The organism is Chryseobacterium jejuense (assembly GCF_900100075.1).
GTDB lineage: Bacteria > Bacteroidota > Bacteroidia > Flavobacteriales > Weeksellaceae > Chryseobacterium > Chryseobacterium jejuense.
This window is the reverse complement of sequence record NZ_FNEG01000004.1, coordinates 355,011-378,829: the sequence shown is the minus strand read 5'-3', so window position 1 is coordinate 378,829 and position 23,819 is coordinate 355,011. Positions and strand designations below refer to the sequence as shown.

General features: G+C 35.6%; 14 protein-coding genes. 9 read left to right on the top strand and 5 right to left on the bottom strand.

From position 1 onward, the window contains the following. Positions 1 to 37: 37 nt before the first annotated feature. Positions 38 to 1,522: a serine hydrolase gene (locus BLS98_RS13955; protein ID WP_089737118.1), complete on the top strand. Its 1,485-nt coding sequence runs from the start codon at positions 38 to 40 to the stop codon at positions 1,520 to 1,522. Positions 1,523 to 3,044: 1,522 nt separating this feature from the next. Here the strand turns inward: BLS98_RS13955 and BLS98_RS13950 are convergent. Next, the gene (locus BLS98_RS13950) at positions 3,045 to 3,590 is read right to left on the bottom strand and encodes a hypothetical protein (RefSeq protein ID WP_089737117.1); all 546 of its coding nucleotides are present in this window, start codon (positions 3,588 to 3,590) and stop codon (positions 3,045 to 3,047) included. A gap of 300 nt (positions 3,591 to 3,890) precedes the next feature. On the opposite strand from BLS98_RS13950, the gene BLS98_RS13945 reads away from it, so the two are divergent. After that, on the top strand, positions 3,891 to 4,622 hold the full coding sequence (locus BLS98_RS13945; RefSeq protein ID WP_111994769.1) for a hypothetical protein: 732 nt from the start codon (positions 3,891 to 3,893) through the stop codon (positions 4,620 to 4,622). Between the two features lie 7 nt (positions 4,623 to 4,629). Here BLS98_RS13945 and BLS98_RS13940 read toward each other — a convergent pair whose 3' ends face one another. The 3 genes from BLS98_RS13940 to BLS98_RS13930 are packed head-to-tail and all read right to left on the bottom strand — an operon-like array spanning position 4,630 to position 6,696. Beyond that, complete coding sequence (locus BLS98_RS13940) at positions 4,630 to 5,367, bottom strand: hypothetical protein (RefSeq protein ID WP_089737115.1); 738 nt, start codon at positions 5,365 to 5,367, stop codon at positions 4,630 to 4,632. A gap of 21 nt (positions 5,368 to 5,388) precedes the next feature. Further along, on the bottom strand, positions 5,389 to 5,820 hold the full coding sequence (locus tag BLS98_RS13935) for a hypothetical protein (RefSeq protein WP_089737114.1): 432 nt from the start codon (positions 5,818 to 5,820) through the stop codon (positions 5,389 to 5,391). Positions 5,821 to 5,829: 9 nt separating this feature from the next. After that, a complete protein-coding gene (locus tag BLS98_RS13930; protein ID WP_089737113.1) occupies positions 5,830 to 6,696 on the bottom strand; it encodes a WG repeat-containing protein in 867 nt (288 codons plus the stop codon). A gap of 94 nt (positions 6,697 to 6,790) precedes the next feature. On the opposite strand from BLS98_RS13930, the gene BLS98_RS13925 reads away from it, so the two are divergent. From BLS98_RS13925 to BLS98_RS13910, 4 genes are all read left to right on the top strand, one after another. Then, complete coding sequence (locus BLS98_RS13925; RefSeq protein ID WP_089737112.1) at positions 6,791 to 8,050, top strand: hypothetical protein; 1,260 nt, start codon at positions 6,791 to 6,793, stop codon at positions 8,048 to 8,050. A 13-nt stretch (positions 8,051 to 8,063) separates the two neighbouring features. After that, complete coding sequence (locus BLS98_RS13920) at positions 8,064 to 9,428, top strand: toxin-antitoxin system YwqK family antitoxin (RefSeq protein ID WP_089737111.1); 1,365 nt, start codon at positions 8,064 to 8,066, stop codon at positions 9,426 to 9,428. A 25-nt stretch (positions 9,429 to 9,453) separates the two neighbouring features. Then, a complete protein-coding gene (locus tag BLS98_RS13915) occupies positions 9,454 to 15,576 on the top strand; it encodes an alpha-2-macroglobulin family protein (RefSeq protein ID WP_167356232.1) in 6,123 nt (2,040 codons plus the stop codon). Positions 15,577 to 15,725: 149 nt separating this feature from the next. Beyond that, positions 15,726 to 16,595 (top strand): GntR family transcriptional regulator, encoded by an 870-nt coding sequence (locus tag BLS98_RS13910; protein WP_139166124.1) that lies wholly within the window; start codon positions 15,726 to 15,728, stop codon positions 16,593 to 16,595. 1,522 nt (positions 16,596 to 18,117) lie between these two features. On the opposite strand, the gene BLS98_RS13905 is transcribed toward BLS98_RS13910, so the two are convergent. Next, complete coding sequence (locus BLS98_RS13905; protein ID WP_089737108.1) at positions 18,118 to 19,251, bottom strand: 1-acyl-sn-glycerol-3-phosphate acyltransferase; 1,134 nt, start codon at positions 19,249 to 19,251, stop codon at positions 18,118 to 18,120. 565 nt (positions 19,252 to 19,816) lie between these two features. On the opposite strand from BLS98_RS13905, the gene BLS98_RS13900 reads away from it, so the two are divergent. The 3 genes from BLS98_RS13900 to BLS98_RS13890 all read left to right on the top strand — a co-directional run bounded on the left by BLS98_RS13900 (position 19,817) and on the right by BLS98_RS13890 (position 23,817). Then, positions 19,817 to 22,288 carry a TonB-dependent receptor gene (locus BLS98_RS13900; protein ID WP_139166123.1) on the top strand — a complete coding sequence of 824 codons (2,472 nt, stop codon included), beginning with the start codon at positions 19,817 to 19,819 and terminating at the stop codon, positions 22,286 to 22,288. 132 nt (positions 22,289 to 22,420) lie between these two features. Continuing rightward, complete coding sequence (locus BLS98_RS13895) at positions 22,421 to 23,452, top strand: HNH endonuclease family protein (protein ID WP_089737106.1); 1,032 nt, start codon at positions 22,421 to 22,423, stop codon at positions 23,450 to 23,452. Further along, complete coding sequence (locus BLS98_RS13890) at positions 23,452 to 23,817, top strand: HIT family protein (protein ID WP_089737105.1); 366 nt, start codon at positions 23,452 to 23,454, stop codon at positions 23,815 to 23,817. Before BLS98_RS13895 ends, BLS98_RS13890 begins: the two co-directional genes overlap by 1 nt. Positions 23,818 to 23,819 lie beyond the last annotated feature (2 nt).

The following is a 23,819-nucleotide window of genomic DNA, read 5'->3' as shown; positions in this document are numbered from 1 at the left end:
ACTGATGAAAATATAATCTTTGTCAAAAATATTAACAATGACAAAGTATACTCGTTTTATACTCCTATTTTTTATCGCTTTCTTTAGCAATGTTCATGCACAAATAGAAAAGACTGATGCTTTATACAAAACAATTATGTCCAGAGACAGCTTGCTTTTTTCGGTAGGCTTCAATACTTGTAATGTTGGTCAAATGGAAAATATACTCAGTGACCAGCTTGAATTTTATCACGATAAAGATGGCTTTTCTGATAAAAAGAAATTTATGATCGATTTTAAAAACGGGTTATGCAGACCATTGAAAACATATAAGGCAAGGAGAGCCTTAGTCGAAAAAAGTACTGAAGTTTACCCAATGTATAAAGAAGGAGAAGTATATGCCGTTATTCAAAACGGAGATCATCTGTTTTATGAAAAAGAAACCAATCAGCTAGAAAAACTAACAGGTTCTGCTAAATTTACGCATGTATGGGTTAAAGAAAATGGCGAGTGGAAGCTGAAAAGATCACTTAGTTTCGACCATCAGGCAAAAAAAGCCAATGATGAGAATGTTTTTGAAGATGACCAAGCTATTGAAAACTGGCTGAAAGAAAATAAAATTCCAACTGTAGGATTAGGAATCATTGAAGGCGGAGCATTGAAGCAGGTAAAAGTTTTAGGAGAAATAAAAAAAGGAATTTCGGCTCCTTATAACACCTATTTCAATGTAGCTTCTATTACCAAACCCATAACTACCATGGTTACACTGCATCTGGTAAGTTTAGGGAAATGGAATCTGGATGAACCTCTTGATCAGTATTGGATAGATCCGGATCTTGCTAATGACCCGAGACATAAGAAATTAACCACCAGAATTATTCTTACCCATCAAACAGGCTTTCCCAACTGGAGATGGATGAATGCTGACAAGAAACTGCATTTTCAGTTTGATCCGGGAACGAAATATCAATATTCAGGGGAAGGGTTTGAATACCTAAGAAAAGCTTTAGAAAAGAAATTTGGTAAATCGCTTGATCAGCTTGCCAAAGAATTGATTTTTAAACCACTCAAAATGAATGATACCAATTATATCTGGGATCAAAATACCGATGAATCAAGATTTGCCATTGGATATGATAAGGATGGTAAACCTTATCCGATAGAAAAAAACAAAGTGGCTAATGCTGCTGACGACCTACACACTACGATAGAAGATTTAGGGAATTTTATGGTCAATATCATGAAAGGTGGAAATCTGAAGCCTGAAATATTTAGGGAAATGATCAAACAACAGGTGAAAATAAGAGATAATAAATATTTCGGATTAGGTTTTGAAGTATATGAGCTTGGTAATGGAGATTATGCATTAGCTCATGGAGGTGCTGACCAAGGGACACGATGTATTGCATTTGCTCTTCCAAAATCAGGAAAAGGGATTGTCATCTTTACCAATACCGATGACGGTTCTAAAGTCTATGAAAAGTTGGTTCTTCATTATCTGGGTGAAGAAGGAAAGAAAATTGTTGAAATAGAAAATAAATAATTTTTTCTCTCACAGATCGAGGAGATTAGGCATGTATTTTTAGATCTGCTTCATCAGCGAAATCAGCGCGAGATAAATTTAAAACGCAAAGTTTTATTTTCTAAATGTTGTATTTCAAGGAAGCAAAGTAATGCGGCAAAGCCGCTGAAGAAGCAGAAGGATAACACTTGCATTTTCAAAATTACTTTATCTTTTTCCAAATGATACAAATCTCTCTTAGATCAAGGAGATTATGCAGATACTTTTAGATCTGCTTGATCAGCGAAATCAGCGAGAGATAAAATTAAAACGCAAAGTTTTATTTTCTAGATGTTATATTTTAAGGAAGCAAAGTAATGCGGCAAAGCCGCTGAAGAAGCAGAAGGATAATACTTGCATCATCAAAATTACTTTATCTTTTTCCAAATGATACAAATCTCTCACAAATCGAGGAGATTACGCAGATACTTTTAGATCTGCTTTATCAGCAAAATCAGCGAGAGATAAAATTAAAACGCAAAGTTTTATTTTCTAGATGTTATATTTTAAGGAAGCAAAGTAAGGCGGCAAAGCCGCTGAAGAAGCAGAAGGATAACACTTGCATCATCAAAATTGCTTTATCTTTTTCCAAATGATACAAATCTCTCTTAGATCAAGGAGATTATGCAGATACTTTTAGATCTGCTTGATCAGCGAAATCAGCGCGAGATAAATTTAAAACGCAAAGTTTTATTTTCTAAATGTTGTATTTCAAGGAAGCAAAGTAATGCGGCAAAGCCGCTGAAGAAGCAGAAGGATAACACTTGCATTTTCAAAATTACTTTATCTTTTTCCAAATGATACAAATCTCTCTTAGATCAAGGAGATTATGCAGATACTTTTAGATCTGCTTCATCAGCGAAATCAGCGCGAGATAAATTTAAAACGCAAAGTTTTATTTTCTAAATGTTGTATTTCAAGGAAGCAAAGTAATGTGGCAAAGCCGCTGAAGAAGCAGAAGGATAACACTTGCATTTTCAAAATTACTTTATCTTTTTCCAAATGATACAAATCTCTCTTAGATCGAGGAGATTAGGCATGTATTTTTAAATCTGCTTCATCAGCGAAATCAGCGCGAGATAAATTTAAAACGCAAAGTTTTATTTTCTAAATGTTGTATTTCAAGGAAGCAAAGTAATGCGGCAAAGCCGCTGAAGAAGCAGAAGGATAACACTTGCATTTTCAAAATTACTTTATCTTTTTCCAAATGATACAAATCTCTCTTAGATCAAGGAGATTAGGCATATATTTTTAGATCTGCTTCATCAGCGAAATCAGCGCGAGATAAATTTAAAACGCAAAGTTTTTATTTTCTAGATATTGTATAACCATACAACTTCATCAGGATCGATTTTTAATCGATTCCCCTCTTAGCTTGCTTAAAACTATAAAGTATCAACTTTAATCCTTTGCGTTTTAAAAACATGAAAGCTTTAGATAGAAACACATAACCTTCCTATAAATAAAAAGCCTGTCTTCAAAATGAGAGACAGGCTTTATGATTTTATTTTACCTTTTCCAAAAGATATAATTTGGCACCGGAAAATGCCAGCTTAGGCATCAGGTTACCTTCCAGGACCATTGTTTTGCTATTCACATCAATCACTGAAATATAGTTATTGGAATTGTATTCAATATAGTTTTCCTTTTCTTTGGTAATAGGGTTTTTCCCGAATTCTAACGAGTATTTTACCCAATCTTCTTTATCAGTACTGCAATGTACCGGTTTGAATTTAGATTTATTGGCTTTAAAAATCATTTGGTCAAAGCCTTCTGTACATTCTGAAGAAAATGTGCTTTCCGGATTCTGATCTTTGGTAAAATCTTCGAAAGAACCTTTATAAACTCCTACCACTTTCCAGGTTCCGTCTAAACGGTCTTCATCTATTTTCCCCTTAGCTTTGCTTACAGCCCAGCTAATTCCATTAACAGTTCCTTTTACTGCCTTGTAGCCTATATTTACAGCTCCTGACACCACTTTAGTGGCAGTTCTTACCACACATGAATTTAATACCAGAACAGCCGAAGCCAGAAATATCATTTTTTTCATATTGTCAAATTTTTTACGAAGATAATATTTTAACTTTTAATGAAGGAGGACGAGAAAAACTACTGAAGTCCAATTGACAAACAAAATTATATTGTAAATCAAAAATAATTACCAGACTCATAGTAACTTCCTGCTTTCATCTTCTGGCTTCCATCCTTTTTTAATAAAAACCTTTTATAACAGTTTTTTTTCATAAGTTCGCTTGCTTAGAAACCCAACACAATCAAAACCTGTTTTTGCTTAGATTATTGAATCCGGGTGAGAAAATGCTTAATCAGGTAAAAAATATTAGTATACCATATGACTCCCACTGTAGTTCTCTTCATTTTTTTCATCGTTTTTGCGGTATTGTTCATTGGAATACTTTCCAGGCCACAGCAGGTCAATACATTTTCAGGTACAGATTTTCAGACCCAGCCTTTGGATCAGTCGGCCATTAAGAAAAGGGAAGATTATCTTACAAAGATGGAGACCAGGCAGCGTACTATAAGCATCATTCTTCTTGTTTTTATGGTTCTTGCTTTTATCAGTCCTGTTTTTTACGCCTGGTTTGATACCTTACATTATAAAGGAATATTAGATAAAGAAAGCTATGATGCCCGGATCGGAGATAACAATTTGTTGATGGGTGGAATGCTGGGAATGTGCGGATTGTTTTTCTTTATGATTTCATTGCTGAAAAGAAAGATGCTGCAAAGCTATAAAAGTGTAATATTAAGCCTGAACCAGACAGATTTTGAAACGATGCTGGATGTAAACCAAGCTATGAACGGAGTAGATCGATTTACCATGTCACCTCCTTTTATTGTTAGCCAGTCCGGATTGTATGTATTTAAATTAGGGAGGGTTTTGACTTTATTATGGGCGGATATCACAGAGCTTACAATTAACAGCGCTCCACGTAATGGCTACTTTATAAAAATGAAAGTAAAAGGCAAAATATACTTTTTTACAATATCAGACCGTCCTATGCTGGATATATTTGTAGCAGAATGTGTGAAATACGGAGTACCCAGACCATCACAGTGGTAACGGGCATTTACTTTACCCAGCTCAGTACCGTTTCAAAGAAAAAATTATACAGTTTCTCATCAATATTATTTTGGTCCTGAATCACGATATCATATTCTTTGATGGCCAAAGAAAAGGTAACACTGTATTTTTCGGAGGTTGTTGCTGCTTGAAACAGTCTGCTTTGTGAAAGGGTTTCAATGTATTGTTGAAATTGTTCCTGAGTGAGCTTTTTATGCTTGGAAATATCAACAGGATTCCTGTTTTTATCCTGTGAATGTCGGATATAATGAACAGTCCCATCCTTTTTGATGGTAATGCTTTCCTGATCCCAGTTGGTATGACTGTAGCGATGAATATATAGAGAATCTGCTTGTTTAAAATCAATTTTATAGAACTTCTGGGATTCACTGCCTTGTTTGATGAGAGAATTCACATGGTCATCCGAAGCAGGTACTTTATATTTTATGTTTGAATAATCATAATGCTGATTCAAAGAGTCCGGTTTAAAAGAGATCATATCCTGTTTCAGATCATAATTTCCTGATGTAACATCCTTAGTGAGATAATCACCCTGGTCATTTTGATGATAAACATTAAACGTATGGTCATTATTTAAGTGCAGCACTTCAGTAGCAGTACAACAACCATTGTACATCGGACGCATGACAGACTGGGCAACATAGGTTCCGGAAACCTGATTGCTTTTATTGCAGCTATGTAAAACGATTGCTGATAGGAGAATAATGATTGTTGTTAATTTCATCTGCGTGATATTCAGTTATGGTTATTCCGTTACAGGAGGTGCTTTAAATTTTTCAAAAGTATAAATAAGCTGGTAATAAATTTTGTTTTCCTGATAGGTTTTTCCCATTGGAGTAACCTCTTCACCTTGTAACAACAGCTTCTTTTCAACCTGATTGTGCTTATATTTTTTTAATGTAGGCAGAAGATAATAAACACTGGTGGTTTGCCCCTGTTCGTTATCATGAATGAACAGCCATTCATCAAATTTTTTATTGAAATAACACGCGATGTTTCCACCAAGTTTCTTCGGTCCTGAATATTTCATTTTAAATCCTTTCTTTGTTAAAAGGCTGTCTGTATTCATCTTGTTTGGAATAAGAGTATACCAAATTTCAGAGGATGTTAAAGTCTGTGCCGATGACAGAAATATTCCTGAAATTAAGGCAATAAAGAATAATATAGAGTGTTTCATTAATTTAAATCAGTCTTTTAATCCATTTTCTTTTTCCGATCCTGCTTTTTCCTTTCTTAGCAATTTTCCTATCGGGCTGAAGTAATAATTGACATTATCTTTCTGGAAAAATAATTCCTGACCATAAAGATAGGCATCATTATATTCTAATGGGATAATGGTTTTCATTTGGAAATCCGATAAACCAAATAAACCATTTTTCCGGATAATAACCGTAGTGTCTGTTAAGGATACGAGCTCAACATCACTTAGCTTGATGACATATTTCCCATTTTTATCAACCACTCCGTATTGGTCTCCAATCCTTACGATAGAATAAAACTGGTTTTTATCATTCATAAAATGAAACCCATAAATTGTATCATATAGAAACGGAACAAGAGTCTTATTCTGAATATCTATGATTCCTTCTTTACCATTCTTTTTTGCAGAAATAAGTGTACTGTACATCGGATCCAGTTGCTCATATTCTATGGGAATTAATATTTCATTTTTATCATTAACAATACCGCTGAGGTCATTTTTAGTCACCTTTATAAACCCACTGGATATACCTATTGAGCTGTAAGTATTGTCTAGCCCTATAACCCATTCTCCTTTGCTGTTGAGAATACCATACTTTTCTGTACCGGGAATATGTTCTTCCTTTCTTCTTCCGGCTTCATTATATTCATGTTCTGCTTTTGAAACCAGATAATAGCCGTCTGTATTATAAGTGGCTGAGCAAAACTGAGGCGGAATAACATTGGTTCCATCCGAAAGGTAATAGCCGATATATCCATTAGCTTTCTTCTGAGGATAAAGCTCATTGTATTTTTGAGCATTGACCCAAAGGCAGGGGACCGATAAAAGTATTGAAAGTATTGTTTTTTTCATCCTTGTTTTTACTTTTTTTCACTTCTTAAAAGTACCTATTATCGGGGATATTCCATTCATCCTATTTTTTGTATTTTTAAAAATAAGATTAATAATGATGAAAATATTCCCTTTTATCCTTCTGTTTCTGTTGGTGTGTTCATGTTCACCAAAGATAATTAGGGTGGCCACTCCGGAAGATAAAGCAGATTTTGGAATCTCAAATCCATCCAAAGCATTGTTTTTTGTGGAAAATGAGAATATTACAACATCAGAAAGCCATATCAGTAATCATAAAGAAGTGGCAGACAATCTCTACAGGCAGTTTGGAGGAGCTACAGATAGAGTAATGGTAGGCAGAACCAATGCTCAAACTTTTAAATTTTCTAATGGAACTACAACATGGTTTGTAAACGTTCAGAACTTTCCGAAACGTACAGCAATGATTTTATTTGATGGTAAAAATGAACCTATCATTGAATACAACACCAAAAATTATGAACGTCTGGTAAAAAAATACTTATCCGAAGACCTTAATAAAAGACAGCAAACTGAAAAAGAAAATAAGGCAGCTGAAAAAGGAGCCTCAAATGTCTGGAACTCCATAGATGCCGTTTCTTTCACGCCGGATCAGAAATATGCAGACCGGATTATTAATCACAGCAATACAACCTACTATCCTCTGATCACTTTTGAAGATGGCGGGAATTGTAACGGACGCTTCCGGAATGTAATTTATTCAGACGAAAAGCAGCAAAAAGTAAGTTATACCTCCAATGTGACTTACAGAAACGGAAGAATGCTGGAGTATATCTATTCACGGGAAGGAATTGAAAGCATACAAAAGTATTATCTTAATAAACAGGGATTATTGGATTCTATCGTGAATTCTCAGAATGGTAAAAGGGAAATGAAACTTAACTTCAAATATCTGCCGGACAAATTTATCATTCATTCCAGTTTTGGATTCAGAGAAGAGTTTCATTTGAATGACAAAGGGCAGGTAGAGGTAAAATACGACTTCAATCAAAAAGATAAGCTTACAAAAGAAACCTATTACCAATATGATAGTCTCGGAAGAGTACTGGTAGAAGACTGTATTTATGACGGAGAAAATCCGGTCACCAATACCTATGAATATGATTCTGATAAAAGAAGAATGTACTCAAAGCTTACCGTGAAAGGAAAAGCTGGTAAAATAATTTCAGAAAACAAAACTGAATTTATGGACGGAAAGCAAATATTTACTGTTATTGCTGATGGGAAAATACAAAACAAATCCGTTTCAACGCTAAACAGCCATTGTGAAGGAAAAGTGACTACCTATGACAACCAGGGGAAAGTTGTATCTGTAAGTGTTCAGAAAAGAGAATAATAGAAGAACCTGAATGATAAAAACAACCAATGCTCAATATCCACTTATGATTAAAAAACACTATTTACTTTTCTGTATACTCTATATTCCAGGTTTACTTTTTGCCCAGACAAAGACCATTTATTTTGATTCCGGTTGGAAGGAAACCACAAAATCAAGTGCCGTATTTTATCGCCCGCTTCCACTGCTGAAATCCGGAACTTTAGAATTACTACGCGATTATTATGTAAAAGGAGATGTAATGCAAATGCAGGGGTATTTTGCAGGTGGTAATAAAAAAAACTGGGTGGGGACGCGCTTTAGCTATGAATATAATGGACAAGACAAATATGAAACTTTATACATCAATACCACCAAACAGAAAAAGCTGACGTATTACTTTGATGATGGGGAAATCTGGAAAACCATTGAATATGGAGACAGTTTAAAATCCGGAAAAACCATTGAATATAAACCAGATGGAAGCATTCTGGGCGAAGCCATTTATAAAGACGGCTACCTTGATTCCGGGATAGTGGGGTATCATAATAACCATGGTGATTATCAGAGGTATAATGCAGAAACCGGATCTGATGAATTTGTAACCACACCCGTAAGAAAAACAAGTAAAGCCTATAAAGAGATATACTATTGGAAAAAGACTCTTAAAACAGCCGTGGAGTATTCATACCGGAATGATAGGCTGATTCTGGAAAAACATTTTGATGAGAACGGAAATCTCATTCAACAAACGGACAGTACATCTTACTTTTACCCTGAAAAGGAGCTTAAAGAAGGAAAGTATTTTTATTATAGCACTCAAAAAAGTAGTGTTTCCAAAGCTCCGGAGTATATAGAATACAAAAGCTTTCCCTTTTCAGAAGTGAATATGGAAAATGTAAGTTATATTGTTTTGTATCGCGGAACAATCAACTTTTTAGAAAAGCATCCGGCTGATGATCTCTACCGGGAAATAAGATATCATTTCTTTAATGATAACGGAACCGACTTTGTCAGACTACAGAGAGACTACACCTTTGGAGGCTGGAAACCTATAGAAAGATTCAAGGATGGTGAAATGCAGTTTATTCCGGTTTCGGATCTGGAAGCTTTATCTAAAGAGAGAGTGTTTCGAAAGTTTTCCAAAAGAAAATGGACGAATGTATATCTTAAAAACAAACCTGTTTCTGAACAACTGTACTTTTCATCTCCCGATTGTATGGGTAAAACAAGACGATATTCCTCATCCGGCAAAACAGAAACTAATGAACAGGAATCCAAACTCATCTATCTGAATCTGGCACCCGGAAAATATATAATTCTCCGACAAAACGGAGGGTATTTCATTCCTAAGAGTTCCGGTGATATCATTGAAATTCCAAACTATGTTCAGGAATAATTTTCCATTTTAAAATTTAATGACCATGACATTTTCATTCAGAATATATTCCGTTTTATCCCTATTGATCTCAGTTTTCCTATTTTCTCAGGTCCGGCCCCGTAAACCCGTTGTCAAGCCTTTAAAACCGGGAATATCAATGCCGGAACCTCTCTCATATCCTCAATCTAAAATGTCTTCAAGAGATTCTATCCAATATGAAGTGAGTACATTGCTGAGCCGGTATTATGACTGGAGTGATGAGAATACTGATTCTGAAACCGATCAGATTTTGGTTCTCAGAAAAAAAATAAAAGAATCCAAAGGACTGCGTAAAACCTTTTATCAGTATTATCTGGCCAATATTTACACCTCTTATATCAGTGAATACAGGTCAAGGATGAAGAAAAGAGAGGTCACATCCCTCAACGAACTTCCTGAAGACTATAAAACCTGGGCTTTAAATGATTTTTACAGGGAAGCAGAGCAGCTTTACAGCCAGGCATTTTCCGATAAGCAAAAATTACAGGATGAGAAGACAGAACTTTGGAAACAGCTTATAGAAGATGTAGAATTTACAAAGTATAAACCCACTCTTTATGATGTTGTAGCAACAGATTATTTGAAATTTTTAGAAGAGCTGCCTTTTGATTACGATCATATTGCAAAGAAAAAAATAGCGGAAATTAAAGCTGACCTGATGCAGTTTCACGCTAACGATTCGGATAAAACAGCCTTGCTCTATCTTAAAAGCACCGAAATTCAAGGAAATGTAAAAGAACAATCACAGCAGTTGATAGCATTGGCAGATGCTTTTCCTAAAGAACCTTTTTCTGCCTATCTTCTTTTTCAGGCTGCAGATCTTTCAAAACAGGATACTTCAGAAAATAATTTTCTGAATGCCCATCAGATCTGTCAGAAGGCTATTGATTATATTCCGTCTTCTGACTGGAGTAACCACTGTAAAAGTCTGATTAATGAGCTTGAACGTACAGAAGTGACAATGGCGTTTCCGGAAAGGATTCTTCCTGGTGAATATATTCCTATGACAGTCTCACACAGAAATACTGATGAAGTAAAAATAGGACTGAGCAAAAGATCCGGTACCATCGATTTTGATAAAGAACCTGTCTGGAAAGGATATTCAGTGAAGGAAAAGCAGATTTCCTTTATCAATTATGAATACGAAGCTCTGAATTTTCGTACTGAAACATTTCCTCTGAAAAAATTCGGAGATTACAGGCTTCATGAGACCATTCTTGCTATTCCGCCTTTGGAAGAGGGGTTGTATGCATTTAACAGTACCTCCGGAAGAGAGAGAGACTTCAGAATATTTGCTGTTTCAGATCTTTTTTATGTGAAAAGATTTGAAGATAATACGAAGGTAACGTTCCAGGTAGTGAATACCAAAACCGGGAAAAGTATTGACAATGCTGAGTATATTATGTATCAGAATATCAATGGGTATGAACAAAAATATTCAGAAAAAAGAGACAATAAGCTGATAAAAACCGGAGATGGAGTCACAGATGCATCAGGAATGTTTTCCTTGCCCAAATCTCAAGGCCGTGAATATGATAACAGTATTATTTATTTTCCACAAACGAAGAAATATTTTGTGATTGATAAAAGTTATAGAGGAATAAGTGGGATTAAAAAAGAGGAAAAGGAAGTCCGGGAGCCTGTTAAGAAGGGTTTTATTATTTTTACAGACCGTGCAATCTATCGTCCGGGACAGAAAATATTCTACAAAGGAATTCTGACGCAGGAATATTATGAAAAAACCAAGATCCTTCCTAAGCAGAAAGTAGAGGTGAGGCTGGTAGACTCTAACTATAAAGACATTGGCAAAGCAGAGGCGGTTACTAATGAATTTGGTAGTATTAATGGGGTTTTTACACTTCCTTCCGAAGGTGTTACAGGAAGTTATTATGTTGAGATGTTCGCAGATCTGGAAAAGATTCCCGGAGAAAAAAAAGAGACTGTTGTTCATGAAAATAAGTATATAAAGGTTGAAGAATATAAAAGGCCAAAGTTCCGGGTTATTACCAATCCTGTGAAGGATGCTTATAAGCTGGGAGATCAGGTAAAAGTAAGCGGAAAAGCAGATGCGTTTTCAGGAGCAGAAATCTCAGGAGCTGTTGTAAAATATGAAGTAAAAAGGAAAGGAATCTACTTTTCAAGAGGATATTTTGAAGATTATTATCCGGTGTATAACGAAAGAGAAACCGAAATTGCTCATGGAGAAATAGCAGCAGACAACGATGGGAATTTCAGTATTTCATTCAAAGCAGAAGCTGATGAACTAGATCTTAATAGCAAAAAAAGAAATTATCAGTATTCTGTTTCTTTCTATGTAACCGATGTTAATGGAGAATCCCAAAGCAGCCAGTCATTCATCAATATTGGAGATACAAAAGCTAAAATCAGTATTGAAGGTTCAGAACAAATGCTTCAGAAAGAATGGGAATCTATAAAAGTATCTGTGACTAATCTCAACGATCAGAAAGTAAACGCTAAAGGAAAACTTACCGTTACGCCATTGAAAGGAGAACATAAAATAGTACTCCCTAAATTCATCAAAAAACCGGTTTCCAGAAGGTATGATTCCGAAAATGTTGAAGATAAAGCACTGGCATATCCCATTTATGATAAGGAACTTTTCGATACTTATTTTCCATACATGAGCTATCCGTCGAATGGGAAAGTTCAGGATAAAAAAGGGGAATCTGTATTTTCAAAAGCATTCAATACCTCAGAATCGGAGACTATCAGTCTCAATAAGAATCCTGAGCCAGGAAAATATCTTGTAGAAGCAGAATCTTTGATAGATAATGATACTCTCAAAACATTTAAAGTGATTGAAGTATTTGATAATACAACCTTCAGAAACGGAAATCCTTCTTTTTTCGGGGTTCGTACAGATAAAGAATCGTATACAGTTGGGGACAAAGCGATGCTAACTTTTTATTCTGATTTTGAAGAAGGTTTTGTGAATTACCGTTTTGTTCATGATCAAAAAGGAGCTGATTATCAGCAGATCGCTATGAAGAATGGCTCTGTAAATATTCCCTTCACCATTACTGATGCTGATCTGAAAGGAAATCTACATATTGAATATGATTTCATTCACGATAATGATTTAGTTAAAGGAATTCTGAAGTTAGATATTAAAGAAAATATGAACCGGAAACTTGATATTACCACTCAGGTTTTCCGTGATAAAATTCAGCCAGGCGTACCTGAAAAATGGATATTGACGATCAAAGGAAAAGATAAAGAGAAAATTAATGCTGAGGTATTAGCTTCCATGTATGATGCCTCTTTGGATCAGTTTGTAAAAAATGAATATCGTTTTACCCATTATAATCCCAATTCTGATAACGAATATACCGGCTATGACCAATATCGTAACTCTATTGACGACTTTTTCAGTGAACTTACTTCTTCAGAATCAATGGGTTTTAAAAGAAGCCGCGACAAGTATTCATTGGAGTCCGTTCAATTCTATCCTTTTCCGAAAAAGCCTTATTTCCAATATACATCCATCAGACTTCCGGAATCATCATATTCTACATCTAATGCCATGATTGTAAGAGATGATTATCTGGAAGAAGTTGTTGTAACAGGATATGGTGGGAAAAAGGCAGAAAATAGAAATCCTGTTTATATTGTTGACGGAATGCTGGTGGATAAAAATATCCCTGAGGATGATATTGCAGAAATTAAAAGACTCAGCCCAACAGAAGCCATGGCTTTATACGGAAACAGCGCTGCTAGCGGAGCTATTGTAGTAACCTCTAAAAAAGCGATGAAAGAAGAATTGCTGAAGAATGTAAAAGCAAGAACTAATCTGGATGAAACAGCATTTTTCCTTCCTGATCTCTATACCGATGCAGATGGAAACATAAAACTGGAATTTACTTCTCCGGAAGCCCTTACCCAATGGAAACTCCTTCTGTTTGCCCATACCAAAGACCTGAAAACAGGTTCTGCAGAGTTTTTTACCCAAACGCAAAAGGAACTGATGGTAACGCCTAATCCACCAAGATTTTTAAGGCAGGGAGACAAAGTGCAGCTTTCTGCAAAGGTTGATAATCTGTCCGATAAAGAAGCAACCGCAGATATTATGCTTTATCTCTTTGATCCGGAAACATCTAAAACATTAGATTCAGCCTTTGTAAATACCAATGCTCTGAAGAAGATTAATGTTTCTGCTAAAAGTTCTGCACAGGCAAGCTGGGATATTAAAATTCCGTATGCATTGGATCATGTAGGCTATAAAATTGTAGCAAAAACAAAGAATTATTCCGATGGGGAAGAGAATGTTCTGCCTATCCTTTCTGACCGGATGCTGGTAACGGAAACAGTTCCGGTTTCTATCAAAGAAGGGCAGACCAAGACTTACACCATGAACGGATTACTGAATAATACATCTACTTCGGCTGTCAATTTCAATCTGAGTGTGGAGCTTACTTCCAACCCATTGTGGTTTGCCGTAATGTCCATCCCTTATCTGAGAACTTTCCCGCATGAATGTTCAGAACAATTGTTCAGCAGATTGTACGGAAATATGCTTTCCTCCTATATTATGAATTCTTCCCCAAAGATCAAGAAGGTTTTTGATGAATGGAATGCTAAAGAGACGCCGTCCAATCCTTTAGAAGCTAATGAGAATCTTAAAAATATCCTTATCGGCGAGACTCCATGGCTGAGCAGAATTAAAGATCAGAAAGAACAAATGGAGCAGCTTGCTGTTTTCTTTAATCTGAATACCATGCAGCGCGATCTCAAAAAAGCACAGCGTGACCTTGTTGACAGACAAAATCCTGATGGAAGTTTTTCATGGTTTCCAGGTGGTGGAAAAGATAAGACCATTTCCGGACACATCCTGGGTGGATTCGGAAAGCTAAACAAAATGCTGAAAGGGAAATCTGATGAGTATTTCACCAATGAAATCAATCGTGTTATCAAAAACAGCATCAGTTATCTGGATAAAGAGTACTATGATAAGCTTATTAATGACCGAAAAGTGACCGATAAACTGGATGTAGGTGATTATGCCTCCTACTTCTATTATCGAAGTTATTGGACGGAAACAGAAATTCCCTCCGAACTGAAAAAAGTGCTTACTACACTAGCCAATACCTATGTAAAGACTTTTGATGAATACAGTCTTTATCATCAGGCGATGATTGTTACCCTTTTACAGCGTTACGGATATCGTGATCTGGCTAAAAAATGCGTTGCCGATCTGAAAAAAGAAGCCAAAACTTCTGATGAGAATGGAATGTACTGGGACAATAATACCTCAGGCTGGTATTGGTATCAGGCACCTATAGAAACACAGGCGATGCTGATTGAAGCTTTTTCGGAAGTGAATCCGGAAGATGTGAAAAGTGTTGAAGAAATGAAGGTATGGCTATTAAAAAACAGGCAGACCGAAGGCTGGGGAACTACAAAATCTACAACGGAAGCGGTATATGCCCTGTTAAACTATGGAAAATCATGGCTGAATGCAGAAAAAGGAATCACCATGAAACTCGGAAACGAAACCGTTTTTCCTGCCAGCGATCTTTCTAAAACTTCAGAAGCCGGATTCTTTAAAAAATCTTATTCATGGAAAGAGGTTACCCCTGAAAAGGCAAAACTTGAAGTGCAAAAAAACAGTCCAGGAATAGCGTGGGGTGGAATGTATTACCTGTATTATGAAGATATGGATAAAGTGATCGCTCATAATTCATCCGATGTTTCTGTGGAGAAGAAACTTTTCCTGAAAATATTTGACGGAAACGAAAGCAAGCTTAAAGAAGTAACCACAGAAAATCCAATTAAACTGGGTGATCTGGTTACTGTAAGGTTGGTCATTCATACCAGTAGAGATATGGAGTATATTCACCTTAAAGATATGAGGGCAAGTGGTTTTGAGCCTGTTAATGTACTTTCTTCTTATAAATGGCAAAACGGAGCCGGATATTATGAAAGTACAAAAGATGCAGCCACTCATTTCTTTTTTGATTCCCTTCCAAAAGGAACTTATGTTTTTGAATATGAGTTGAAAGCGAATAATGCCGGAGATTTCTCCAACGGAATTACTTCCTTCCAGAATATGTACGCTCCAGCTATGAGTGCCCATTCTGAAGGGATGAGAGTGAAGATTGTGAAATAGAGTAGGAAGATCGGAAGCTGGAAGTTACTTTTAGTTATCTATCACTTCTTTTCCAGTTTCAAAATCTGAATAAAAATGGCTAAACATTGCATTTTGGCTTTGGGTTGTATTACATTTATGGATTCAAATAAAAACTAATGAGGAGTTCTATGTCAAGATTATTATTGCTGTTGGGTATTTTGCCTTTGATGATAGCATGTAAAAAAGATGAAACTAAAAAGCTTACGGATATTGAACAGATAAAGTTTGAGAACTTTTCCCCGGAAGAATTCTACCAAAGCCACAATATCCTCAATTCAGGAAAGATCAATGTAGATTCTTTGAATGCCTATAATAAAGAGATCCTCACAGAAGCCTATCAAATAGATGCTTTTGATATTGATCCTAAAAATTATGTTTTTTACCCGGATTATGTCTATTACAGTGAAAGGGAGGAGATGTTCGACCATATTACAGAAAAAGATATGAAAGAAGGACAGGTATTTGGTGCCATTCCTGTACCGGAAATAGCTTTTTTCATGAATATTAAGTTTAATTATGCCCATTTTGTTCTGGATAAAAAAAACAACAATATTGTGGGCAGCCGCTTTAGTACCATTCCGCATTCAGAGTCCAATTATTATCAGAAAACTATGGAGTTGGTTCGTAAAGAATTAGGAAAACCTCAATTTGCTTACAATGGTTTTAGCGATGATGATGGCGGGCCAATGCATTATCCTTTAGTATATGATATCTGGATCAGGGATGGGAAAATGTTCCAGTTTAATAAAGATATCAAGGAGGAAGGGGATAAAAAATATGAATATATCACGCTTTTGATTCTCAATGAAAATCTGATTGATCTATTTGACAGCTCTCAAAATGTACGTTTTATCATCTTTAAAGACTTTTCTGATCCGGACCGATCAAGAAGACATATGCTGGAAGGAACTCTTATGAAACGTTTCGGAAAAAACGATTTGGAGAAAGCTGCTGAAATGATGAGAAAACATATCGATTCAACTAAAAGAACCCGATAAAACGGATTGTTTAAAGAAAATTTATGGTTATAAATTAACAGAAACCGGTATATTAAGGAGGCTCTACACTCATCTTTGATGAATCTTAATTTCCCTTAAACCCTTCACATTTCTTAATGGTTTATTTTTTTTGACGCAAAGAATTAGTGATTCAAATGTTTTATTTTAGGAAGCTAAGAATGGCAACTTTGTTGCTGAAGAAGCTTTATGGCTATCCGTCCGCTTAGTAAGAATCAATTTCATTGATTCCACACTTTGCTCCCTTACCATTTTACGGAATGAAGCTAAAATCTTTGCGTTTATACAACCCCTAAATTTTTAGCCACAAATTCACGGATTTTTTAATCATTCGTGCATTTGTGGTCAAAAAATATCTGTGGAGATCTGATAAAATCTGTGGTTATAAAATAACAGAAACTGGTATATTAAAGGGGCTCTACACTCATCTTTGATGAATCTTAATTTCCCTTAAACCCTTCACATTTCTTAATGGTTTATTTTTTTTGACGCAAAGAATTAGTGATTCAAATGTTTTATTTTAGGAAGCTAAGAATGGCAACTTTGTTGCTGAAGAAGCTGTATGTTATGCGTCCGCTTAGTAAGAATCAATTTCATTGATTCCACACTTTGCTCCCTTACCATTTTACGGAATGAAGCTAAAATCTTTGCGTTTATAAAAGCCTTCAATATTTAGCCACGAATTCACGAATTTTTTAATCATTCGTGCATTAGTGGCCAAAAAATATCTGTGCAGATCTGAGAAAATCTGTGGTTATAAAATAACAGAAACTGGTATATTAAAGGGGCTCTACACTCATCTTTGATGAATCTTAATTTCCCTTAAACCCTTCACATTTCTTAATGGTTTATTTTTTTGACGCAAAGAATTAATGATTCAAATGTTTTATTTTAGGAAGCTAAGAATGGCAACTTTGTTGCTGAAGAAGCTTTATGGCTATCCGTCCGCTTAGTAAGAATCAATGAAATTGATTCAATTCTTTGCTCCCTTAAAATACTACGGAATGAAGATAAAATCTTTGCGTTTATAAAGCCCTTCAATATTTAGCTACGAATACACGAATTTTTTAATCATTCGTGCATTAGTGGCCAAAAAATATCTGTGCAGATCTGAGAAAATCTGTGGTTATAAAATAACAGAAACTGGTATATTAAAGGGGCTCTACACTCATCTTTGATGAATCTTAATTTCCCTTAAACCCTTCACATTTCTTAATGGTTTATTTTTTTGACGCAAAGAATTAGTGATTCAAATGTTTTATTTTAGGAAGCTAAGAATAGCGACTTTGTCGCTGAAGAAGCTGTATGTTATGCGTCCGCTTAGTAAGAATCAATTTCATTGATTCCCCTCTTTGCTCCCTTACCATTTTACGGAATGAAGATAAAATCTTTGCGTTTATAAAGCCCTTCAATATTTAGCTACGAATACACGAATTTTTTAATCATTCGTGCATTCGTGGCCAAAAATATCTGTTTAGATCTGGGGAAATCTGTGGTTAAAAAACTACTTTTCTTCCGCCTTTAATTTATTCACCAAAGGATTAGCGTACATCGCCATGAAATATTCTTTGGAAACAGGATCAGAAGGATCTATACGCATCTCAAGTCTTCTGATAAACAATTGTTTTTCCTGTTCTGTATATTGAGAAGCATAAGTATCTGTATTGTTGATAAGATCGTAGGCTATATATTTTGTAGGCCAAAGCTTGTAATTTTGAATGATAGAATCATCAATTAACTGTACAATAGCCTGTAACTGCTTGTTTTTATTCTCAATCGTAGCGGCAATATGATCCAATTCCGTATCAATAACATCACCAGCATGTATATGAATTCTTTTCTTTTGGCCTAAAATTCCGCTGAGTATCGTAGTAAAATCCTCATTTTTTCCTTTAATGTATTCCTCATCTCTGTGTTGTGCCAATAGTTGAGGCATTTTTAAAGAATCTGTAGGATCATACTCATAGGAGATGGAGATAGGAACGATCTTTAATGTTTTAAAATACTCTATTAAAGATTGGTCTCCGGCTGCCATGGCCAGCATTTTTAAAACCCCTTGCTGAGTAGCATCATTTCCGTCTTTAGCACGACCCTCACGCTGGGCAATCCATACGGAGCGGTTTTCCTGAAGCAGTTGTTCCTTAATGTATTCGGACATCACCTGTGAACTTGTAAGCTGGTCACGAAGGGAAAGTCCTCTCTGAACTAAAAAGTTACGGTTCAACTTGGCCAGTACATTCAGAAAGTTTCTTTTCACAAGATTATCACCAATGGCTGATGCCGTCATAATGTGGCCGCTTTCCAACAGAACCAGGTTAAGGAGTGAAGTATCCAGTACAATATCCCTGTGATTCGAAATATAGAGGTAAGATGTGTTCTTATCAAGCTTATCGAAACCTGAAGTCGTTAATCCTTCAGAACTCTTGGCAAGAATCTGACGAACGGCATACGCTACAAACTGATGCTGAAAATCACTGATAGAATGAACCTCTTTAAACTGGTCCAGCCAAACCTGCTCCTCCACACCAGGAAAAGTAAAGGTCATCAGTGCTTTCATCATCGGATCGCGGGCTACACTCTGTAATCTTTCATTCACTTCACGATCATGAAAATACCGGATTTCATCAAACTTCGACATGGGCTTATTTAAAAATTAAAACTTTTTGCAAAAGAACGAAAATTTATCTGGGGATGGGGTATAAAGGTTGTTAAAGTATTATGAATGGCGTAGAACTTAGAGAAATCATCTGGTGAACGTGGTGATTCTACTATATTTTAACCACAAAAGTCACAAAAGCTTTTGTTTAAAACACTTTAGTTCACTTTAGAAAGTTTACAATATTGCGGTGTAAGTAAGTTCACATAAGAAGAAAATCAAAGATTTTCAAAAGCTTAAGTGTACTTCTTATGCGTAAAGCTTGTCACTTAAAATTACTTAAGTGTTTAAATCTTTTGTGACTTTTGTGGTTAAAAAAAAATACTTTACTCCAACTCTGAAAGCATAGTTCTTTTTAATGGTGTACAAACATCCCAATATGTGACTTTGGATTCCTACGGAATGACAAAGTGTACGGATAAACAGAGCGAACAGTTTGTCATTCCGGAGGAATCTAAACTATTTTATTTAAACCATTTTAATTGAAAATTCAGAATTTCTACCAAATTGATTCTCACTTTTGTCCTGTATTAATTCTAATATCACGGTGAAACAAATATCAATTTTAGTGGTGATGCTGTGTTCAGCATTGATGGTCAATGCACAACAGGGAGCAGGTCAGGGGAAAATAAGTGGAAGAATTGTAGATTCCAATACTGGGAAATTAATAGATCATGCCAGTATCGGACTCTTAAATCAGGACAATAAAGAAGTCAATGGTGCAACTTCTAATGAAAAAGGGGAGTTTTCCATAGATCATATTGCATCCGGAACTTATAAAGTGGTGGTTTTTTATGCAGGATATAAAAATAAAACAACCTCAGATATTCAGCTGGATGACAAGAATATAACAGTTGCTCTTGGTGATATCAGATTAACAAATGGAGAAACGGCAATAGAAGGAGTAACCATCGTTGGTAAAAAAGCGGTTGTTGAGAATAAGGTTGATAAAATTGTTTTTAATGCTGCTAATGATGTGACTTCTCAGAATGGAGCAGCTATTGACGTATTGAGGAAAGTCCCTCAGGTAACGGTGGATGCAGATGGAAATGTGGAGCTTCAGGGAAATGCTAATATCCGTTTTTTGATTAATGGAAAGCCATCTAGTATATTTGGAAACAGTCTGGCAGATGCATTGGCTTCCATTCCGGCAAGTCAGATTAAAAGTATTGAAGTGGTTTCCAGTCCGGGAGCAAAATATGATGCTCAGGGGACGGGAGGAATCATTAATATTGTTCTGAAAGATAACAAAGTAAGAGGAATCAATGGAAGTGTGAATGCTACGGGCGGAACTTTATTTGAAACCGGATCTCTGAATCTGAATTATAAGAATAATAATTTCAGCATGAATGCTTTCTTTAGCGGAAATGCTCAGTTAAAGGCCAAAACTCCTTTTTCTCAGGACAGAACTTCAAGAGATGCAGCTTCCAATACCAGTACTCATTTATTACAGGATGGCTATACAGATTTTGAAAGACATGGGTACCGTACAGGCCTAGGTTTTGATTGGAATCTTACGAAATCAAGCTCATTAAGCGGCTCCCTTTCTTTCAATAGCTTTTCGAATAAAAGTACGGGATTAATCAATCAACAGCAATATATCACGGATCATAATACCTCCAATGTAGAATCTATTATCGGATACAGAACTTCAGACAATCAATCTTCTGTTCGTTCCATAGACGGAAGTCTGAGTTTTAGAAAAACCTTTTCCAAAGAAGGGCAGGAGCTTACGGCAGATTATGTGTTCAGTTATGGTTCTCCAAAGACCAGTTATCTGCAAACGCAAAGTTTATTGGGAGCAGGAGGTCCTTACAATGGAATTTCAGGGAGCAATCCCGGAACGGATAACAGCCACAATATTTCAGTTGATTATGTTCATCCTTTGAATGATAATGTGACTTTTGAAATGGGGCTTAAAACAGTACAACAACATATTACCAATGCTACAGATGTTCATGTTTTGAATACTTCATCCGGTCAGTATGAAACAGATCCTTTGCAATCCTATCATTTAAATTATGATATGGGAGTCTATGCCGCTTATTTTTCCTCGAAGTTAAAACTATTGAACTGGCTGGATGTAAGAGCAGGCCTACGATATGAATATACTACTCTGAAAATCGATTTTCCGAATACGAATATTCCGTCGTATGGCTTATTGGTTCCTTCTTTCATATTATCTCACAAATTTGATAGTGGTGAAACAGTGAAACTCTCCTATACAAGAAGGCTGGAGCGTCCGGAATATACAGAACTTAATCCTTTCCTTAATTTCAGTGATCCGCACAATATTACCACAGGAAATCCGGCACTGAAACCTGAAATCGGGGATAATATGGAATTAGGCTATACAAAAAACCTGGCCAATGGAGGGAATATTTCATTATCACTTGTTGAGCGCATCAACAGTCAGGATCTAAAACAGATTACTACTTTTTATCCAACATTTACTGCTAACGGAACAGAGTACACCAATGTATCGGTTACCGCAAGAGATAATATCGGGAAAGAATACAATTCCGGTGGAATTGTCTCTCTATCACTTCCTTTTTTCCAGAACAAATTGAATCTGAGAAGTAATATCATGGTATTTCACCGTTATATTGTAAGCCATATTTACGTAGGAAACTTAGATATGGGAATGCGTTACCGTGCAAATCTGAACCTTAATTATCAGTTTCCAAAGAACTTTGTTTTGGAAGTATTCGGAAATTATAACTCAGCAGCCAAAAATATTCAGGGGAAAAATCCACAATCCATCACCTATACCATTGCCGGCAGAAAAGAATTCTGGAACAAAAAAGCAAGCTTAGGATTTACCATTACCAATCCGTTCAATAAGTACATCAAACAGGTAACCACCGTAAGCACGGGAGATTATGACTCTTATTCCGTAAGAGAATTACCGTACCGTTCTTTCGGGATCAGCTTCAGCTATAAGTTTGGGAAGATGGACTTTAAAAAGGAGAAGGATATTAGTAATGAGTATTTGAATGGGCCGGGATCGGGAGGTTAGAATTTAATCATTTTGCTTAAGTATTTTTCGAAATATGTTGAAGTTTGATGGTTTTATAATTTAATAATAGTTATTTGGTTTATGTTTTTACATAATTTTGTGTTTTGATAAAATACTTAATTATAGTAATAGATGCCTGTACCTAATTTTCAGGATAATGATGCAAGTCTGGAATCTCAGTGGAGAGCAATTATTCTTTTTGGAAAAAACTCAGCGACCTATAAATTTGCCTTTGCAAAATCTTTATTAGAACTAATATCATTAGAAAAGACCTCCGTATCACTTCAGGATATTGCGCCTTCTTATGTTCAAGGTATCCTGGAGCATTTAAAACAGAATGATAAGCAGGGAAATTCAAAATCAAGTATATTCTTAGAAGCTTGTAGAAATTTTAATGATCAGAAGATAGATTACGAACATTTACTAAATATCACCATAAAACATGGTTTTAATAATGTAGTAGATGCTTTTCATACAGTTAATGGAAGTTTTGTAAATGATGTCTTTTATCATAAAAATTATAATGGAAACCAAAAGAATTTAGTGATTACAGATAGTCTTTTGTCTCTCAAGGAAAGTCAACAGTTTATCAATTTCGATCAGGAGGTTGATGCCCGGTGGCATCTGGTTGAGACTGCATGGAATTTAGAGATTAATCCAAACTTATTGGAAGTAAAGTTTGATGAGGAACTCAATCTTCTGTTTTTTGAAAACCGGATGATGAAACGGAAGAACATTTCTTCAGCCAGAGACTCATTAAACGGATACCAGAAAGGAAAATGTTTTTATTCTTTTCAGGATATATCCATCAAAAGTGGTGATGATAATCTATGCGCTATAGATCATTTCTTTCCTCATGTTCATAAAATGCAATTGAACGAAAACGGAGCCAATGTGAATGGAGTGTGGAATCTGGTTTTATCAGATAAAAATATCAACAATGATAAACGAGCCAAAGTTCCCGAAATAAAATACCTGGAAAGGCTATATAAAAGGAACGAATTTTATATTGCCAGTAAGCACCCTCTTGGAGAGACCATTATTAATCAGACAGGGAAATCTCCGTTTGAGCGGAGAATGTTTTTGCAAGAACAATATAATTTATCTGTAAATTTAGCCATTCAGAAATGGAAACCCTATATTGAATTTGAACCTTTATTTTAATGAAAGATTTTACTGAGATCGCAGAGGAGAAAATAATTTACAAAGGAAAATATTTCTTTATTATTGAAGATGGTTTTCCTGTATCTCCCGGACATTTATTGATTATTTCCAATGCGGTGAAAACTGATTTCTTTGCGTTGAGTACGGAAGAAAAAAGTGATCTTCCTGCTATGATTGAAAAAGCTAAAGACATTATTTTATCCCAATACCAACCAGATGCGTTTAATATTGGAATGAATTGTGGTGCAGATGCAGGGCAAACCGTTTTTCACTTTCACTGTCATATAATCCCGAGGTATAAAGGAGATATGAATAATCCTAGAGGAGGGGTGAGACATGTGATTCCAGAGAAAGGAAATTATTAAAT

Bases quoted from the DNA above. Each gene is read 5' to 3' on its own strand.
- BLS98_RS13920 (WP_089737111.1), top strand. From the start codon at position 8,064: ATGATAAAAACAACCAATGCTCAATATCCACTTATGATTAAAAAACAC.
- BLS98_RS13955 (WP_089737118.1), top strand. From the start codon at position 38: ATGACAAAGTATACTCGTTTTATACTCCTATTTTTTATCGCTTTCTTT.
- BLS98_RS13915 (WP_167356232.1), top strand. From the start codon at position 9,454: ATGACATTTTCATTCAGAATATATTCCGTTTTATCCCTATTGATCTCA.
- BLS98_RS13890 (WP_089737105.1), top strand. From the start codon at position 23,452: ATGAAAGATTTTACTGAGATCGCAGAGGAGAAAATAATTTACAAAGGA.
- BLS98_RS13895 (WP_089737106.1), top strand. From the start codon at position 22,421: ATGCCTGTACCTAATTTTCAGGATAATGATGCAAGTCTGGAATCTCAG.
- BLS98_RS13925 (WP_089737112.1), top strand. From the start codon at position 6,791: ATGATGAAAATATTCCCTTTTATCCTTCTGTTTCTGTTGGTGTGTTCA.
- BLS98_RS13950 (WP_089737117.1), bottom strand. From the start codon at position 3,590: ATGAAAAAAATGATATTTCTGGCTTCGGCTGTTCTGGTATTAAATTCA.
- BLS98_RS13930 (WP_089737113.1), bottom strand. From the start codon at position 6,696: ATGAAAAAAACAATACTTTCAATACTTTTATCGGTCCCCTGCCTTTGG.
- BLS98_RS13905 (WP_089737108.1), bottom strand. From the start codon at position 19,251: ATGTCGAAGTTTGATGAAATCCGGTATTTTCATGATCGTGAAGTGAAT.
- BLS98_RS13935 (WP_089737114.1), bottom strand. From the start codon at position 5,820: ATGAAACACTCTATATTATTCTTTATTGCCTTAATTTCAGGAATATTT.
- BLS98_RS13910 (WP_139166124.1), top strand. From the start codon at position 15,726: ATGTCAAGATTATTATTGCTGTTGGGTATTTTGCCTTTGATGATAGCA.
- BLS98_RS13940 (WP_089737115.1), bottom strand. From the start codon at position 5,367: ATGAAATTAACAACAATCATTATTCTCCTATCAGCAATCGTTTTACAT.
- BLS98_RS13945 (WP_111994769.1), top strand. From the start codon at position 3,891: ATGACTCCCACTGTAGTTCTCTTCATTTTTTTCATCGTTTTTGCGGTA.